The 15,618-nt window shown below is 45.2% G+C and carries 14 protein-coding genes; 4 read left to right on the forward strand and 10 right to left on the reverse strand.

Annotation, left to right across the window (positions count from 1 at the left end):
- Positions 1–15: 15 nt before the first annotated feature.
- Positions 16–1,734, reverse strand: coding sequence for a hypothetical protein (locus ACLVWP_RS11145; RefSeq protein WP_413557325.1), 1,719 nt, complete (start codon positions 1,732–1,734; stop codon positions 16–18).
- An 85-nt stretch (positions 1,735–1,819) separates the two neighbouring features.
- Here ACLVWP_RS11145 and ACLVWP_RS11150 point away from each other — a divergent pair, with 85 nt between their 5' ends.
- Entirely contained in the window at positions 1,820–2,200 is a 381-nt protein-coding gene (locus tag ACLVWP_RS11150) for a hypothetical protein (RefSeq protein WP_413557326.1), read from the forward strand.
- A 79-nt stretch (positions 2,201–2,279) separates the two neighbouring features.
- Here the strand turns inward: ACLVWP_RS11150 and ACLVWP_RS11155 are convergent, their stop codons facing one another.
- The 3 genes from ACLVWP_RS11155 to ACLVWP_RS11165 form a co-directional block, all read right to left on the reverse strand.
- On the reverse strand, positions 2,280–2,687 hold the full coding sequence (locus tag ACLVWP_RS11155) for a hypothetical protein (RefSeq protein WP_413557327.1): 408 nt from the start codon (positions 2,685–2,687) through the stop codon (positions 2,280–2,282).
- Positions 2,688–2,767: 80 nt separating this feature from the next.
- Complete coding sequence (locus ACLVWP_RS11160; protein ID WP_413557328.1) at positions 2,768–4,369, reverse strand: tryptophan halogenase family protein; 1,602 nt, start codon at positions 4,367–4,369, stop codon at positions 2,768–2,770.
- A 62-nt stretch (positions 4,370–4,431) separates the two neighbouring features.
- Positions 4,432–5,181 carry a tyrosine-protein phosphatase gene (locus ACLVWP_RS11165; protein ID WP_413557329.1) on the reverse strand — a complete coding sequence of 250 codons (750 nt, stop codon included), beginning with the start codon at positions 5,179–5,181 and terminating at the stop codon, positions 4,432–4,434.
- 130 nt (positions 5,182–5,311) lie between these two features.
- On the opposite strand from ACLVWP_RS11165, the gene ACLVWP_RS11170 reads away from it, so the two are divergent.
- Positions 5,312–6,682 carry a TldD/PmbA family protein gene (locus tag ACLVWP_RS11170; protein WP_413557330.1) on the forward strand — a complete coding sequence of 457 codons (1,371 nt, stop codon included), beginning with the start codon at positions 5,312–5,314 and terminating at the stop codon, positions 6,680–6,682.
- 1 nt (position 6,683) lies between these two features.
- Complete coding sequence (locus ACLVWP_RS11175; RefSeq protein ID WP_413557331.1) at positions 6,684–7,979, forward strand: TldD/PmbA family protein; 1,296 nt, start codon at positions 6,684–6,686, stop codon at positions 7,977–7,979.
- Here ACLVWP_RS11175 and tsaA read toward each other — a convergent pair.
- From tsaA to ACLVWP_RS11190, 3 genes are all read right to left on the reverse strand, one after another.
- Complete coding sequence (gene tsaA / locus ACLVWP_RS11180) at positions 7,976–8,725, reverse strand: tRNA (N6-threonylcarbamoyladenosine(37)-N6)-methyltransferase TrmO (protein WP_413557332.1); 750 nt, start codon at positions 8,723–8,725, stop codon at positions 7,976–7,978. The genes ACLVWP_RS11175 and tsaA overlap by 4 nt on opposite strands.
- Positions 8,725–11,889 carry an isoleucine--tRNA ligase gene (ileS, locus tag ACLVWP_RS11185; RefSeq protein ID WP_413557333.1) on the reverse strand — a complete coding sequence of 1,055 codons (3,165 nt, stop codon included), beginning with the start codon at positions 11,887–11,889 and terminating at the stop codon, positions 8,725–8,727. Before ileS ends, tsaA begins: the two co-directional genes overlap by 1 nt.
- A 76-nt stretch (positions 11,890–11,965) precedes the next feature.
- Positions 11,966–12,277, reverse strand: a complete 312-nt coding sequence (locus ACLVWP_RS11190) for an ArsR/SmtB family transcription factor (protein ID WP_413557334.1) — start codon at positions 12,275–12,277, stop codon at positions 11,966–11,968.
- Between the two features lie 95 nt (positions 12,278–12,372).
- Between ACLVWP_RS11190 and ACLVWP_RS11195 the strand changes: the two genes are divergently transcribed.
- Positions 12,373–13,581 (forward strand): MFS transporter, encoded by a 1,209-nt coding sequence (locus ACLVWP_RS11195; protein WP_413557335.1) that lies wholly within the window; start codon positions 12,373–12,375, stop codon positions 13,579–13,581.
- Here the strand turns inward: ACLVWP_RS11195 and ACLVWP_RS11200 are convergent.
- The 3 genes from ACLVWP_RS11200 to ACLVWP_RS11210 all read right to left on the reverse strand — a co-directional run bounded on the left by ACLVWP_RS11200 (position 13,578) and on the right by ACLVWP_RS11210 (position 15,503).
- Positions 13,578–13,907, reverse strand: a complete 330-nt coding sequence (locus ACLVWP_RS11200; protein ID WP_413557336.1) for an ankyrin repeat domain-containing protein — start codon at positions 13,905–13,907, stop codon at positions 13,578–13,580. The genes ACLVWP_RS11195 and ACLVWP_RS11200 overlap by 4 nt on opposite strands.
- Before the next feature lie 139 nt (positions 13,908–14,046).
- Positions 14,047–14,715, reverse strand: coding sequence for a hypothetical protein (locus tag ACLVWP_RS11205; protein ID WP_413557337.1), 669 nt, complete (start codon positions 14,713–14,715; stop codon positions 14,047–14,049).
- Positions 14,716–14,723: 8 nt separating this feature from the next.
- A complete protein-coding gene (locus ACLVWP_RS11210; RefSeq protein WP_413557338.1) occupies positions 14,724–15,503 on the reverse strand; it encodes a TIGR02147 family protein in 780 nt (259 codons plus the stop codon).
- Positions 15,504–15,618: the final 115 nt, after the last annotated feature.

Genomic DNA, 15,618 nt, shown 5'->3' on the forward strand with positions numbered 1-15,618 from the left:
AATTCCAGAAAGTGGTTATTGCGCACCTTTCACGGAATTCGACGATGAAGGACTTCCACTTTTTTCATAGAGATCATATTGAGTGACGCCATCAGGAGGCCCCTGTGGGCAGATGCCTTTTAGCGGTTTTTCACCTGGCGCACGTTTCTTACAGTTTTTACCTGCGAACTCTGCACCCACTTTGTGTTGGGCAATAGTCCATTTAAAATCATCATCCCACGTCGACAACTTTTGCGCCGCTTGACGATAACGATCTTCCGCCCAACCACTCGGTTTTGAAAGCTTATCAAAGAAGTTTGCGTCAGGCTTCATTAAGTCGTTGGGCCCCCACACGCGAATATCTGTGCATGGAATATCTTGACCGAAGGTTTTACCGCCACCTAGATACCAAGACTTGTAAAGTTCAGCCGCATCGCTGTTACGAAACTTCCCTGCCAGCTTTTTTCTGATATCACTTACTGAAGGAATTGCCGTTCCTGAAGCAATCATATCTGGATTATATCCAGCTTCGTAAACCAAGGAGCATTCTTTCAGAAGTTTTGCCGTGAGCATGGATTCCGTTGTGTCGGCCTCCTTGCAATCGATTTTTTTATTCTTAATGGCCTCGACAGACTTTATCGTGAGATCTTCCATGCTCGTGACTTTGTATTTCTTAAGCATGTCTTTGTAGTAGTCCGTATTCTGAGTCATGGTCTTGACGGAATCACACATCCGCATGCCACGATAGAATCTGGCTGCCTGTTGCTGAAGGAAAGAAGCTTTCGTCGTAGAGATTCCATTTTGCACCAAATGACAGGCCATGAAGGCCGCTCCATAAACGTGGTAATACTTGCCCGGCGTGTTTTTAGCATTGTCGACGAACTTTTGCTTATCGATGATTTGTGATTTTAGATCTTCCGCAATATCTACGGATTTGCCTAATGACTGAGACACATAGTAGCCCGATGTCTTTGGCGGACAAGCCATATAACGATCCACGGACGTTGCGGTGGCTAACTGCTCCGCTGTGTTTTTTCCTGAGCGCAGGACAGCTTTAAGATGTTCAATATCTTCGCGGTTCGCATCGTAGTTCTTGGATAATTCGTTGATAGATTCCGTTACCTTGGCATTCGTTGCAATTTGGATTTTTCGCTGATCACGAAGGTCATCCAAAGCTGCCTCGGAAAAATCTTTGTATTGAAACGTGCCTTTCGAAGCATCATCATGACCGCATAAGCCAATCAGAAACATCGCAGAATTTGGATCGCCCTTCGCATGCTTTAGGGCTAACTGCCAAACCCAACCTGGCGACAACCCTTTGAACTCACCTTGCCCCGCCACTTGCGATAAGCGAGGACGAGATTCAGAACAACCGTAATCAAATGCCTGATCGGGAGGCTTCTCGCAAGAGTTTGTGTTCCCACGAGACTCGGATTGTGACTTTAAAGTTTTAGCGACTTCTTGATAGAAAGAAAGTGCAGCGACACGAACGCAGCTATTTTTACTATCACCAAACTTTGCATCGAAGTACGCCTGCAATCCTCGATTGGAAATACCGACTCCGCCGCCATTGTATTTTTTTAGACCTAGGATTTCTAAATATTCTTGAAGGCCCTGTTTGGTTTCACCAGAGGGCAGTTTTTCAACGATCTTTTCGATTGTGGAATGACTTTCGCCAACAACGGAAACTTCTTCAGCGAACCCTAAGGAAGGTCCGAGCGCTATCAATATAATGGCGAAAAAGAAATTTCTCATTGTTCCCGTTTCGGTATCACAAAGTTTCTGATGAACAGGACTTAAATCTATTTATCAGGAGAGTGAGAACTCCGATAGAGCGTAGATGAAACAAGTCTCCACCCTTTTCATTCTGTTGATTCTAAGCTCGGTAGCGCAGGCTTTTGATCGCATGAACTGCGACTCAGATCTAGGCAACTGGACCGTGCATAACTCCATCAAGGGCAAAAGCGAGACACTGAGTGCAACCACTTCGACGGCTTACCTAAAACGCGACCAATCAATGATGTTGATCGTTCGTGATGACCGAAAAAAAGATATTGCGATCGTTTCACCTTGGAATGACATTCAGTTTTTTGAGGGTAAGAAGATCGACAAGTCCAAATACAAATTCGATTTTAAAACAGACCGCGAGACACAATTCACCTTGAACATCACCGACTCTGCCAAAAAAGTTCATTCGCTGTCTTGCAAGATGACGTTCTAAATAAAAAAGGCCCAGCGATTGCTGAGCCTTCTCTTATTAAATTTAAAACTACTTCGGAGAAGCCGAAGTGCAAACCAGCTTAGCGAGCTTGCTCAGTAACGTCACATTGGAAGTTACCTACGTGAGTTTTTGTACCCAAACCCCAGTAGTAAAGTTTGGCAGTGTGATCAACTACGTTGATGGACAATTCAAATTCTGTGGAAGCTTCAACAGAGAAAATATACTCAACCGACACTTGAGTTGAATCCACATCCAAAGATAAAGCCGGACCGTTCAAATCAAGAGTGTCGATTTTGAAATCACCCACATCCAAAGACCATTGCTTCAACCCGTGACGGAACAAAACACGTGGATTGTTTTGGATATTGATTTCTACAGGAACTTCAGCGGATTTGTTCAATTCAGTCGCGTAGCAGTCGAACACGCGCTCATCAGCGAAAGAGATAGATGCGAACAACATTGTGAAGGCGATAATTGCGGATTTCATGGCTTTGTCCTTTTGGTTTTATGGGATTCACCTATCGCGAATCCCCCGGAAAGTCGCCCGTTTTAACCTTTTTTCACGTGCTACGCTTCAGTTTCCACGATCCAAGTGTCTTGATCTTCAAAGAGCTGCTCTAACAAACCACCCTCAATCAAATAATCCTCGGTGAAAAGCTCGTGCAACGTTAAGGCCTTCTTAGTTAGCTCTTGATAAGAAAGCGTTCTTTGAACGTATTCTTCCTTAGACATCTTAGGACGAACTGGTGGACGTTCTAAAGCCTTTTGCCCGTACATCAAAGTGTCGTAGCTGTAGCTGTTGAAAACCAACGGCTCGCAAGCTGTGTAAGGCGAATTTGTTCCTAGGTTGCTCGCACTGAGTGGTGGACGTTGATTGAATAGATCCACTACCATTTTAGCATCACCGATTTCGGTGTTTTCGCGGCAGTACTTCCAATAAGGCGTATCCAATTGTTTATTGTATTTGTAGTGAATGCTTAAGAACCAACGGAAGGTATCCCACGTCGCACCGATCTCTTGATTAATCGCTGCGATACTGGAAGCGTCTTGGTGATTGTTTGGCATCAGCTTACACAAAGTCATAATACTGTGCATAGCTGTTTGAATCGCTGTGGATTCCAACGGCTCAACGAACCCGTAAGCGTTTCCGAAACCGAAAACGTTTTTATTCCATGCATGTTTGTGGCGTCCCGTACGGAACTCTACCATTTTGTAGTTTTCAAAGTGGCCGAATTTTTCGCGGGCTTCTTTCAAAGCTTGGGCTTCGTCGCAGAACTTTGTCGAATGCACATAACCGTAGTGGTTTTCCTTGCGCATAGGAATTGTCCAGCACCAACCGTTCGGCATCGTCGTACATTGTGTGTATGGGCGAATGTCGTTGTTATTCGGAAGATCAAAAGTCAATGCACGGTCATTTTGCAAAGTCGATGTGAACGGAATGAATTCAGTTTTAAGAGCCTGACCCAAAATACGTGAGCGGAAGCCCGAGCAATCGATGTACAAATCAAACGAGTGCTTTTTGCCGTCGTCTGTTTCAAGAGACGTTACAAAGTCGTTGTCATCCAAGTGAACTTTTTCAACCACGGCGTCGATGATTGGGATCTGTCTTTGTTTGACTACTTTATTTAAGTAACGGATCAGGTTTTTATTATCGATGTGGTAAGAAAACGGAATGCTTTGAAGTAACGAGATCATCTCGCCGTTTTTTTCTCGCAGTACTGGAATCTTGTGGTTATCCATCAACACAGAGGCCCAGTTGGCATTGTTGATCGAGTCTTCGTAGTAATAGCTTTCTTGCTGGTGGCCCGCAAAGAAGTTGAAGTTAAAGTGGTAATCCCCTGGGCAGCCCCAATCAAAACGGATACCGAGTTTGATTGTTGGCTCAACCGCTTGGAAAAATTCTTGAGGGTCAATGCCCAACGTTCTGTGCAAGAACGGCACGATCTCTGTCGTTGTGGACTCGCCCACACCGATGACTGGAATCTTGCTGGATTCAATAACTGAAGTTTGAATTTTAGGGTGCAATTTCTTAAGAGCCAAGGCCGCCAGGTAACCTGCTGTGCCTCCGCCTAAGATCCCGATGGTTTTGATTTCTGTTGGTGGGTATTTGGGAAAATTCAGATAACTAAGATCAAAAGCTGTGTCGATATAATCGGACAAAGACGCCATGGGAAAACCTCGTTTAAGTAGGTCTTATTTATCCCATAACGCCCGTCATGTTTCAAAGGTCTTTAGGATTCAAAGAACTTTTGCTGCCACTGAGCCCGGCGCTCGTCAGAGATTCCATACTCAGTAAGTAAAAATTTCTGGATGCTACCCGCTTTGGACTTCATTTCCTCCATCGCCGCATTCAGGAAGCTTTCGTGGGCCCCCATCATGTACTGGAACCCCTCCATTGCTTTGTCTGACAGAATGTTCTGGAACTGAGTGATTAAGCCCTGACGGAAAGGCTCTAGCCCCGTTTGAGTTTGCAGGTAATCCTTCATCACTTGCTGTTCATCGACACCCATCGCAAGAAGCATCAGTGCGGTCCCCACACCTGTGCGATCTTTTCCAACCGCACAGTGCTGAAGCATCCCCTTGCCTGACATTTCGTCCATCACCCCGAACATGCGGCGGTAAGCTTGGTTATCGAAAGGAAGTGTGCGGTAAAGCTTTTCCATGTACTGCGGAGGAATGTTTTCAAGGTGTTCTTTGGTAAAAAACGAACCTAAGTTCGCACTCATTCTGTAGGCCACAGGATTCGCTGGGCAGTTTTCGTAATTGGCCCCATCCCACAAGATGTCTTTATCGTGAGCGGCTTCTGATGGATCACGGAAATCAATCACATGCCCGATCGTTGTTTGCAGTAGCAAAACGTCATCGTTTGTAAGCTTGGATAAAGCCCCAGAACGATAGAATTGACCGTTTTTTAATTGGTGCCCCTGGACCGTAACATGACCGCCTAAATCGCGGAAATTAATAGCGCCTTTAAGATTCAAGTGGATACTCCTTAGACAGATAGGAACATAGTACAAGTTCCCTATTACAAACTCCAAGGCCTTTTGGGATTTTTAGGAAATTTGGCCTCTAAAATGATAGATTCTCAGAGCAATTTTGGAGGGTTTTTCTATGTGGAATATTTCTCAATACCAAGGTCTTTTGGACGGATACACGGAGCTTCGCGCCCAAGAGAACCGCAGGGTTATGATTGTTTTCAACAATGGAAACATGACCACAAATTCCAGCACCACACAAAAAGGAATCTCTGCCCGCGTTTTTCAAAACGGCGGTTGGGGTTTTGCATTTCATCCTGAAATATCTAAAAATTCAGTGGATCAGGTTTTAAAATCTGCAAAAGAAAATGCCCAGTTCATGAGTCAATTTGCAAAATCAAAAAACTATCCTCACCTAGCCGGTGCCGTGACGTCTTTTAATAACTCCAGCAAAAAAACTAAATGGACCAATCAAGAAACCATTGAAAAACTAAAAGAGTATGACAACTGGATCGAGACGACTTTTCCCTCACTCACAAGCCGTCGTGTGATTCTTCTGCAAGAAACTATGATTAAGGATAGCACCAACTCTCACGGGGCGATCAATGACTCGAACTATTCACGCGGGTTCTTACGTATCATTCTAGGTATGAAGTCTGAACATGGCCCCGTCACTCTTTTTGAATCCATTGGCGGCAGTGGTGAAATCGAAGATATCTTTCCTGACGCTGAAACTTTCCAAAAGTTGGCTCATCAAATTGTCCTGGACCTTACAGCTAAAGCGGAAGGCGTTATACCCACGGCTGGAAAAAAAGAAGTTGTTCTTTCTGCAGGAGTCGCCGGAGTTCTCGCTCACGAAGCCATCGGGCATACAACAGAAGCAGACCTAGTTATCGGCGGCTCTATCGCTGGCGAATACTTAAATCAGTCTATTGCTTCCCCACTTATTTCCATTATCGATTACGCGCACACAGCAGGTGGTAAACCTGTGCCAATGCCCGTTTATGCTGATGACGAAGGAACCCTTGCTACCGATACAACCATTATTGAAAACGGAATTCTTAAAACTTTTATGAATTCCAAGTCCTCTGCTCAGCATTTTGATCAACCAGCCACGGGGCATGCGCGTGCCTGGGGTTTTAACGATGAACCGATGATTCGTATGCGTAATACCGTGATTGCGCCAGGCACTAGCAAGCTTGCTGACATGATCTCATCCATAGAGGATGGTTACTATCTTGTCGACAATGGCGGTGGCCAGGCAGACAGCACGAGTGAGTTTATGTTCGTGGTTCATAAAGGCTATGAAATCAAAAATGGAAAACTAGGTCGTGCGATCCTTAACACGACGGTGTCTGGTGTTGCCTTTGACATGCTCAAATCCGTCACAATGGTCTCTGATGATATGCAATGGGACTGCGATGGAACTTGCGGAAAAATGCAACCGATGATCGTCGGCATGGGCGGTCCTGCTATTAAATGCCATATCAATATTGGAGGCAAATAGTATGAACATCCTTGGCACTGCTGAAAAAGCACTTAGCAAAGCACTTAAGAATGGTTCCGACAAAGCTTCTGTCGCAGTCAGCTTCGTTGAAGAACAAGTTTTCAATATTGATGGCAATCAACTAACACTCTCTAAAACAGGATTTGATCAGTCGTTGACGGTAAAGTCCTTGATTGATCAACGTCAGGCCTCCACACAGGGAAATCAATTCGACGAGAACAGCATTCATGCCTATGCAGAAAATGCAGCAACTCAGGCAAAGGCGTCTCCGCAAGATGCGGCCAACGATATTTGCCCTGCTCAAGGCACTCACTCTTTTACCAATGCCGATGTGGAGTTTGATCCAGAACGAGTTAAAAATCTTTTGATCGATTTGATGCAACAAAGACAAGAGCTGTTTCCGACAATCAAATTGGAAACCTCTTCGGTTAAATTCATCAAAACGAAGCAGGCATTTATCACTTCTGAAAACACTTCTTTGACATCGTTTCAGTCCCATCTTGCGGCTGTCATGTTCTTTACCGCGAAAGATGGTACGAAAAGTTCCTCTTTCAACTATACGGACATGGCCCTGTCTGCCATTGCCCCTAAGGGACCTGAGTCACTGCTAAATCATGCGGACCTGCGCATGATGTTTCAGCAAAGTTCCCAGCAAGTGAACTCGCACAAGTTGCCCGAAAAATTCGAAGGCGACGTCATCCTCGGGCCACAGTGTGTATTTGATTTTATTCACTCGATCACTATGTACCTTCATGGACAGTATCTTTTCACTAAGAGCAGTTTTCTTTCTGACAAACTCGGCTCTGCTATCGCAAGCCCTTTGTGGAATCTGACAGCAAACCCTGTTGGTAAAGGTCTACCTGAGCATGTGTTCTGGACGGCTGATGGTTACCTTAGCCAAAACCAATCCATTATCGAAAATGGTATTCTAAAAGAATATCGCTTGAACGATTACTATTCTAAAAAGATGAAACATGCTCCCGACAGATCTGAAAGAACCAACATGGAACTTGCCGCGGGAAATACCTCACTTCGCGAAATGATCTCAGGGATTAAAAAAGGTATTTTGTTAAATCGATACTCGGGCGATATGTCAGAGAACGGTCAGTTCGCTGGCGTTGCTAAAAACTCGTACTATATTGAAAATGGTGAACTTAAATTCCCACTCAATGAAACCATGGTTTCCGGGAACCTTAAGAACCTTCTGATGGATACACAAAGCATCTCGAAAGAGATTACTGATACGGGTCTTTGGAAAATGCCATGGGTTCACGTTAAGGGAATAACTGTCAGCTAGCTTTTAAGATCCACGATGGCATAGACGTAAAAGTGACCTTCACGAAGTTCATACTTTACGTCGTTGCCTAAGATATCGAATCCGTATTTCTGGCCCCAGCTTTTTTCATCGCTAATTGGGTCCTGGCGTTTCTGAAACGCCGGGCGAGGATCTAGCTCTAAAATACTGATAATCAAATTGCGAAGGTTGTTTTCGTCCTTGGGATCGCGTTTTTTGATTTCGGCTTCAGCTTCGTCAGAGAACACCACATCGGTGCGTTCGATAGGATCACTCGCCCACCCGGCGTTCGCCTCAGGGATCGAGTCTGCGTACGGAATATAGGGCTTAATATCAAGCACGGGAGTGCCATCGAGTAAATCCACGCCATGAACGTGGATTTCAGGGCCGCCCTTCGCATCGAAATCAATTTTTTCAATTTTTACGGCAGACATCCCAATGGGATTGGGTCTGTGCGGAGAGCGCGAAGCGAGGACACCCACTTTGCGATTGCCACCCAAACGCGGTGGACGAATGCTCGGTTTCCAGTTCTTGCCGCCGTGTTCGTGAAACACAAATACGATCCACAAGTGAGAGAACTCTTCCATGCTGCGAATCGCAGTTAACAAATCAGGATCTGGAAGAAGCTTGATAATGCCTTTTGCAGGATTAGCAAGACCAGGCTGGCGAGGAATTCCAAACTTATCATGAAAGGGAGTTTGCACATACCCTATCGCTGAAAATTCAAATTTCTCGCCATGCTTTTGCATTAGTTCTGAACACCGATCTTGATTGGAGCGCCGTCGATATCAGAATCGTCAACGTGAGCACCTTTAGGTGTTCCAGTCATTGGCAAGATGTTCAATTTCGCAGTCAAAGTTTCAGCTGTGATCATATCCTTGTGTGCGTTCAAAGCGTCAAGCAAGGCGCCGTCGCAGGCGATTTCAAGAGTGATTTTATCATCAAGCTTGAAGTCCGCTGTTTTACGAGCCACTTGGATCTTACGCATGATTTCGCGAGCAAGACCTTCACGTTCTTGTTCTGGCGTCACAGTTGGATCAACTTCGATTGATACCACTTGGTGAACTGAAAGATTAGCGTTGCCACCTTTAGGAGCTCTGCGGATTTCAACGTCAGCCAATGTGATCTCTTCGCCATCAACAGTAACAGAGCCACCCGTTTCAAGTTTCAAGATGCTTTCAAGAGGCAAGGCCATGATGCCTGCGCCCACTGATTTCATCTTAGGTCCAAGGCGTTTACCCAAGACTGGGAAATTCGCCTTAGCTGTTACTTGAACGAATTGGTCTTCGTTCGAGTTGTAAACAACTTTACGGAAGTTCAATTCATCAACAAAGAACGGTTCGAACTTTTTCAAAGTCTCAAGAAGTGCTGCACTTCTGTGGATGATTTTGATTTCGTTCAATGGGATTTTCGCTTTAACACCGATTTTTTCACGGTGATTACGACCCAAAGTAACTAATGTATCCATCGCCTTCACAGCTTCTTCAAGCTCTGGGCGAAGCATAGAAAGATCTTCTGGTGGGAAGCTTTCCAAGTGAACCGAGTCTTTTTTATTCGGAAGAACTTGCGACAAGTTTTTGTAAGTTACTTCCGACATGAACGGAGCAAATGGCGCCATCAAACGCGACAACGTCACAAGAACTTCATGCAAAGTTTCGTAAGCGTAACGTTTCGTTTCAGGCATGCCTTCTTGCCAGAACAACGAACGATTGAAACGGATGTACGTGTTCGTCAAATCTTCAATGAACGAAAGCAAGTGAGGAACAACGTTGTACAAGCGATAAGCGTCCATCTCTTTGTGAGTGTTCGCAATCAAACTGTTCAAACGAGAAAGAACCCATTGATCCAAGATGTTCGGAGATTTCTTAGCATCACCTTTTGGAACGAAGCCATCGATATTGGCATAGTTCGCAAAGAATGAATAAGAGTTCCACCAACGAAGCAAGATTTTACGAACGATATCGTAAACGCCTTTTTCAGAGAACTTCAATTCCTGTGCTTTCACAACTGGAGAGTCGATCAAGTACAAGCGCAAAGCATCCGCACCATGCTGATTCAATACTTCCATTGGATCAGGATAGTTTTTCAAGCTCTTCGACATCTTACGACCGTCTTCAGCCAACACCAGACCATTCACAACTACGTTTTTGAATGGAGCTTGGTTGAACAAAGCAGTTCCGATAATCGACAATGTATAGAACCAACCACGAGTTTGGTCCAAACCTTCCGCGATGAAATCCGCTGGGAAAGCTTTTTTGAATTCTTCCACGTTTGCATCAGGGAAACCCCATTGAGCATACGGCATAGAGCCCGACTCGAACCAGCAGTCCAAAACGCCATCAACGCGTTTAAGCGGAGATTTACCAGTTGGAGATGGGATCGTGATTTTATCTACGAACTCGATATGAAGATCTTCAACTTTTTGGCCAGATAGTTTTTCAAGTTCCGCACGGGAACCGATACACATCACTTCGCCTTCTGTATTTCTCCAGATAGGAAGTGGTGTCCCCCAGAAACGGTTACGAGAGATCGCCCAGTCACGAGCGCCTTCCAACCAGTTGCCGAAGCGACCATCACGAAGATGATCAGGAACCCATTGAGTTTGTTTGTTGTTCGCGATCAATTGCTCTTTAATTTTTTCAACAGAAACAAACCAAGAAGAAACCGCACGATAGATTAGCGGAGTATCAGAGCGATAGCAGTATGGGTAACTATGTTGGATCGTATCTTGTTTGAACAAGTTCCCTTTAGCTTTCAAAGCCGCGATGATGTCCTTATCTGCTTCCTTAACACGCTTCCCTTGATAGTCAGGAACCTCAGCAGTGAACATACCGTCATCATCCACTGGATTTACCAATGGGATGCCAGCTTTAGCACACGCATAGTAGTCTTCCTCACCGAACGCTGGTGCCATGTGAACAACACCCGTACCGGATTCAGTCGTTACGTGTTCTGAAGAGATAATACGGAATGCGCCTTTGTCAGCGCGATCACCAAAGTATGGGAATAGAGGTTCGTAAGTCAGACCTACAAGCTCTGTGCCCTTCATCATTTGCAAAACTTCAACTTCTTCATCTGGTTTTTTGAAAACAGATGGAAGCAACGCCTGCGCCAAGATCAATTTACGACCAGTGGCTTTTTCTTGAACCTTTACGTAATCCATTTCCAAACCAACAGCCAAAGCCATGTTTGATGGAAGAGTCCAAGGAGTCGTCGTCCAAGCCATCACTGCTGTATCAGGTTGGTTGATGAGTTTAAACATCACCGTGATCGCAGGGTCTTGAACCATTTTATAGTTTTGATTTGCTTCAAAGTTTGAAAGCGACGTTGAGATCCCTACAGAGTAAGGAACAACTTTGTAGCCTTCATAGATCAAGCCTTTTTTGAAAAGCTCTTGGAACACCCACCATACGGACTGCATGAAAGACACGTCCATAGTGAAGTATGGATTTTCCATATCTACCCAACGACCTACGCGGCGGACTGTTGTTTTCCATTCAGTCGAGTAACGCTTAACAATCGAGCGACAAGCGTCGTTGTATTCAGCCACACCCATTTTGAAAACGTCTTTGCGAGATTCGATTTTGTGAGTCTTGTTGATTTCGTACTCAACTGGAAGACCGTGGCAGTCCCAACCGAAACGACGAGGAACTGTGTAGCCCTTCATTGTCCAGTAACGAGGAACAACGTCTTTCAAAACACCGGCAAGCAAATGCCCATAGTGAGGAAGACCTGTCGCAAACGGAGGACCGTCATAGAAGCTGTAAGTTTTTTTACCCTTAGGATCTAGAGTCTGTTGGAAAATCTTTTGCTGATCCCAGAAATCAAGAATGCCTTCTTCTTGCTTAGCAAGTTGGACATCAGGTTTTACAGCGCTATATGGAGTCGTTTTGGATGTGTTTGCATTCGTCATAGGTGCTTAAGATTTATCAGGTTTTGCCTGATCTTGCACCCATTCCGGACCTTGAACTCACAGAATGTGCGGCGCATTATAGGTCTTTTTCAAGCATCTCCATCAGGCCAGGGAAGCGTTTCTTAATATCCTGCAAACGCAAGGACACAAAACGACGTGTCCCCTCGTCGCGAAAACGAATCAAACCCGCCTCGCGCAGGATCTTTAAATGATGAGAGAATGTCGCCTTGGTGATGGAGTAATCAAAAGTCCCGCAGACTTTCTCCTCACCCTTCATGGCCAACAACTGCTTAATCGCAGAAATACGCACGGGATCACCGAGAGCTTTTAAGACTTGCTCCAGAGTGATATCTTTCAATTTTGGGTGCAGTACTTCTGTCTGTTCCATTGTTAGATAAATATCTAACATTAATCTTGCAATCCCACAAGCGAAGAGTATAACAGATATTGTTCGATGGTTATCGAACAACTGGAGTCTTCCTCATGAATCAAACTGAAACTGTCCCCGCCAGAACCCTCACCTTGCTCCTTGGCCTGACCGTCGGAGTGATCGCCGCAAATCTTTACTATGTACAACCACTCGTGGCGATGATCAGCAATGCCTTAGGCATTGCAACATCATCAGCAGGATTGGTCGTGACATTCACGCAGGTCGGATACGGCGTGGGAGTCTTACTTTTAGTGCCCCTCGCGGATTTGCTTGAAAACAAAAAGCTCATCATCACTTTAATGATGGTGGCGGTTGCGGCTCTTTTGGGGCTCGCTTTTGCGACTCACGTGATTCCCTATTTTATCGCGGCACTTGTCTTAGGTGTCGGCACCTCAGCTGTACAAATCGTGGTTCCTTATGCGGCCCACATGGCGTCGGATTCGCACCGTGGTCGCGTGGTGGGAAGCTTGATGAGCGGCTTGATGTTAGGGATTATGCTATCTCGCCCGATCTCAAGTTTACTGACGGATCTGATTTCATGGCATGCGGTGTTTTTTCTTTCCGCAGCTCTGATGACGGTGATGGCATTTGTTCTTTATAAACTCTTGCCTCCACGCCAACCGGAACACACCGAAAATATCAAATACACTCGCTTGATTGCCTCGATGGGCGAGCTTTTCGTGAACACTCCGGTTTTACGTCGACGCGCAATTTATCAGGCCTTTATGTTTGGTGCCTTCTGTTTGTTTTGGACATCGGCACCGCTGTATTTGATGAGCGAAACCTATCATCTTTCCCAAACAGCGATCGCGATTTTCGCTTTTGCCGGAGTGGCGGGAGCTATCTCCGCACCGTTTGCGGGGAAGCTTGCCGATAAAGGCCTCAGCACTCCTGCGACGATTGTGGCGATGATCGCAGCAATCGCATCGTTTGCAGTGACACACATCGTGGAGCCAGGTTCTTACGTGGCTTTGGGCATTTTAGTATTTGCTGCAATCTTGTTAGACGCAGGAATCACAGCCACTCTGGTTTTGGGTCAAAGAGCTATTTTCTCTCTGAAACCTGAATACCGTGGAAGACTGAACGGATTATTTATCGCGACGATCTTTGTCGGTGGAGCTGCGGGTTCTTACGCGGGAGCGTGGGCTTATGCTCATGGTGGCTGGATGATGACCACGATTGTGGGCACCCTCTTCCCTGCAACCGCACTGGTTTATTTCGCAACCGAGTGGGTTACAGGTTTTCGTAAAAATCAGAACTAAAAATACGTGATAACCTTTTGATACCAGGATTGGCGACCAATTCTGGCTTCAATCATTTCAATGATCTCAGCTTGCTTGTGGTGCCTCGCCGCTTGCCAAGGGGTCATCTCCTCAAACTGGGAAACTAAATCCGCCTGTGCGCCATTCTCGAGCAAATAACGAGCGATTTCGATGTGACCATTGATCACGCACGCCACAAGTGGCGTCGATAAGATCTCGGGATGTTGATAGTTAGGATTGATGCCGTTAGAAACATGATAGCGAACAAGCTCGAGATCGCCTTCTTCAGCGGCACGATACATTTCTTTCCAATCACCTGCAGACATAAATTCCTCCATAAAGAGTTATCTATGCAATGGTGATGGCTGCTTAATTTTTTCGCAAGTCCAAGATGTGTTTTTTAGGGAGAATCTGTGCTCACCGGGTTCAGATCGTGAACCCAGTGAGAAGAGTAGATATTCAACTCTATTTTGCTTGAGCCGAATTTGTCGGAGAGAATACCAAACGAGTCAAAGCCGCGAAATCGTCTTCTGTCATTTTCGCAACTTCATTTGAAAGAATCACTTCGTTCAACAGACGGATGCCTTCAGATGAGCGAGGTGCTTTACCACGAGTCAAAGCCACACGGTAGATGATCTCATGAAGGATCGCAACCGCACGGTCTTGAGCGTTCAATTTGTTCCAGTAGAACTCGTTGATTGTGTACAAAGATTTTTTTGGGAATTGAACCGGCTTTTGCACGATCAACAATTCCAAAGAACAATCTTTGTGTGGAAGAACAACGACACCCGCATCATCCAAAACATTCGGCAAGTAACCTTTTACAAAAGTCACTTCGTTTTCAAATGTCACTAGATACTCAGCAAGGCGCGCATGAAGCATCGGATTCAATTTTTCGATACGTTTTAGGTATTTTTCAGCAAGAAAAACTTCATCAGATTTGCCAGTCGTATTCGGCACATCCAATTTTTCCATATCCCAAGACCAACCGTAACGCAGATCAAGTTCAAAGCGATCGTAAAATCCTTTAACTTCATCTTGGCAAACAACCACGTTGCCAGCATTACCTACATACGTCCAAGCATGGCTCAACGCTGGGAATGAAATCAAACCAGCTAGCAATACATTCTTCATCAAATTCATTATTGCATCCTTCCTTCCGTTGAAACTGTGATTGGCACCAATTGAACTGCCAAGCTATACACTTCCGTTGTGTCGCCTTTATCCATAAGTTCAGCCATACGAACGTTGAATTCTGCGATGATCTTTTTTGCCTTCGCAAGATTCTTAACATTCGCTGGGAAGACCATGCTAGTGATGCTACGAGAATCCACAGAATCACGCTGCAACGATGTCACAGAGCGACCGATCATTTGACGGTGGAATTCACGCATAACTTCGGATGGAACTTCATTAGGTGTTGAGACATTTGTGTAACTAGGAACATAACGTCCCTCTTCCTCAGTCACCAATCCAGACTCGATCAGACGAGCCAAAGCTCCCTCAGCCTGTAATTGCGAAATCTGCAAGCGATCCACAATTGTACCAATCGTGTGATCGAAGCCTTTCGTGGAGATCAGATTAAAGATCGCCATGTGCTCCCAATCAGAAATCATCGCAAACTCATCGTTCGATACTGAACGTAGAGTTGAAACTGGCTGAGCTTTTTCAGCCGCAATCAATGTTTGCATGCGAGACTTATCTTCTGGTGCTAGCTTTAGAAGGTCAGCAATACGCTCAGTCACTTTTGTTCCCGGAATATAGCGTCCGTGGATCAATTCCCAAAGGCGACCTTGTGTTAACGAAAGATCCCGAGCGAAGGCTCGCATAGAATATTTCGGGTTTTTGCGACGACGATTTAGAAAAATCTCGTTAAAGAAGTTTGATAGTTCGGATGTTTTTTTGATTTGTGTATTCCCCATGGAAAACATTAACTATTGCAAAACCACCACATACGCAAATTAATTGCCCTCCCACACTGACTCCAATGGAGTCGCAAATTGAATTTTTTGCATTTATGGTAACTCGTGGAAACTA

Source organism: Bdellovibrio sp. HCB209, from assembly GCF_047306065.1.
Classification (GTDB): Bacteria; Bdellovibrionota; Bdellovibrionia; order Bdellovibrionales; family Bdellovibrionaceae; genus Bdellovibrio.

Bases quoted from the DNA above. Each gene is read 5' to 3' on its own strand.
- ACLVWP_RS11205 (WP_413557337.1), bottom strand. From the start codon at position 14,715: ATGAAGAATGTATTGCTAGCTGGTTTGATTTCATTCCCAGCGTTGAGC.
- ACLVWP_RS11190 (WP_413557334.1), bottom strand. From the start codon at position 12,277: ATGGAACAGACAGAAGTACTGCACCCAAAATTGAAAGATATCACTCTG.
- ACLVWP_RS11200 (WP_413557336.1), bottom strand. From the start codon at position 13,907: ATGTCTGCAGGTGATTGGAAAGAAATGTATCGTGCCGCTGAAGAAGGC.
- ACLVWP_RS11210 (WP_413557338.1), bottom strand. From the start codon at position 15,503: ATGGGGAATACACAAATCAAAAAAACATCCGAACTATCAAACTTCTTT.
- ACLVWP_RS11175 (WP_413557331.1), top strand. From the start codon at position 6,684: ATGAACATCCTTGGCACTGCTGAAAAAGCACTTAGCAAAGCACTTAAG.
- ACLVWP_RS11145 (WP_413557325.1), bottom strand. From the start codon at position 1,734: ATGAGAAATTTCTTTTTCGCCATTATATTGATAGCGCTCGGACCTTCC.
- ACLVWP_RS11160 (WP_413557328.1), bottom strand. From the start codon at position 4,369: ATGGCGTCTTTGTCCGATTATATCGACACAGCTTTTGATCTTAGTTAT.
- ACLVWP_RS11150 (WP_413557326.1), top strand. From the start codon at position 1,820: ATGAAACAAGTCTCCACCCTTTTCATTCTGTTGATTCTAAGCTCGGTA.
- ACLVWP_RS11170 (WP_413557330.1), top strand. From the start codon at position 5,312: ATGTGGAATATTTCTCAATACCAAGGTCTTTTGGACGGATACACGGAG.
- ACLVWP_RS11195 (WP_413557335.1), top strand. From the start codon at position 12,373: ATGAATCAAACTGAAACTGTCCCCGCCAGAACCCTCACCTTGCTCCTT.
- ileS (WP_413557333.1), bottom strand. From the start codon at position 11,889: ATGACGAATGCAAACACATCCAAAACGACTCCATATAGCGCTGTAAAA.
- tsaA (WP_413557332.1), bottom strand. From the start codon at position 8,725: ATGCAAAAGCATGGCGAGAAATTTGAATTTTCAGCGATAGGGTATGTG.
- ACLVWP_RS11155 (WP_413557327.1), bottom strand. From the start codon at position 2,687: ATGAAATCCGCAATTATCGCCTTCACAATGTTGTTCGCATCTATCTCT.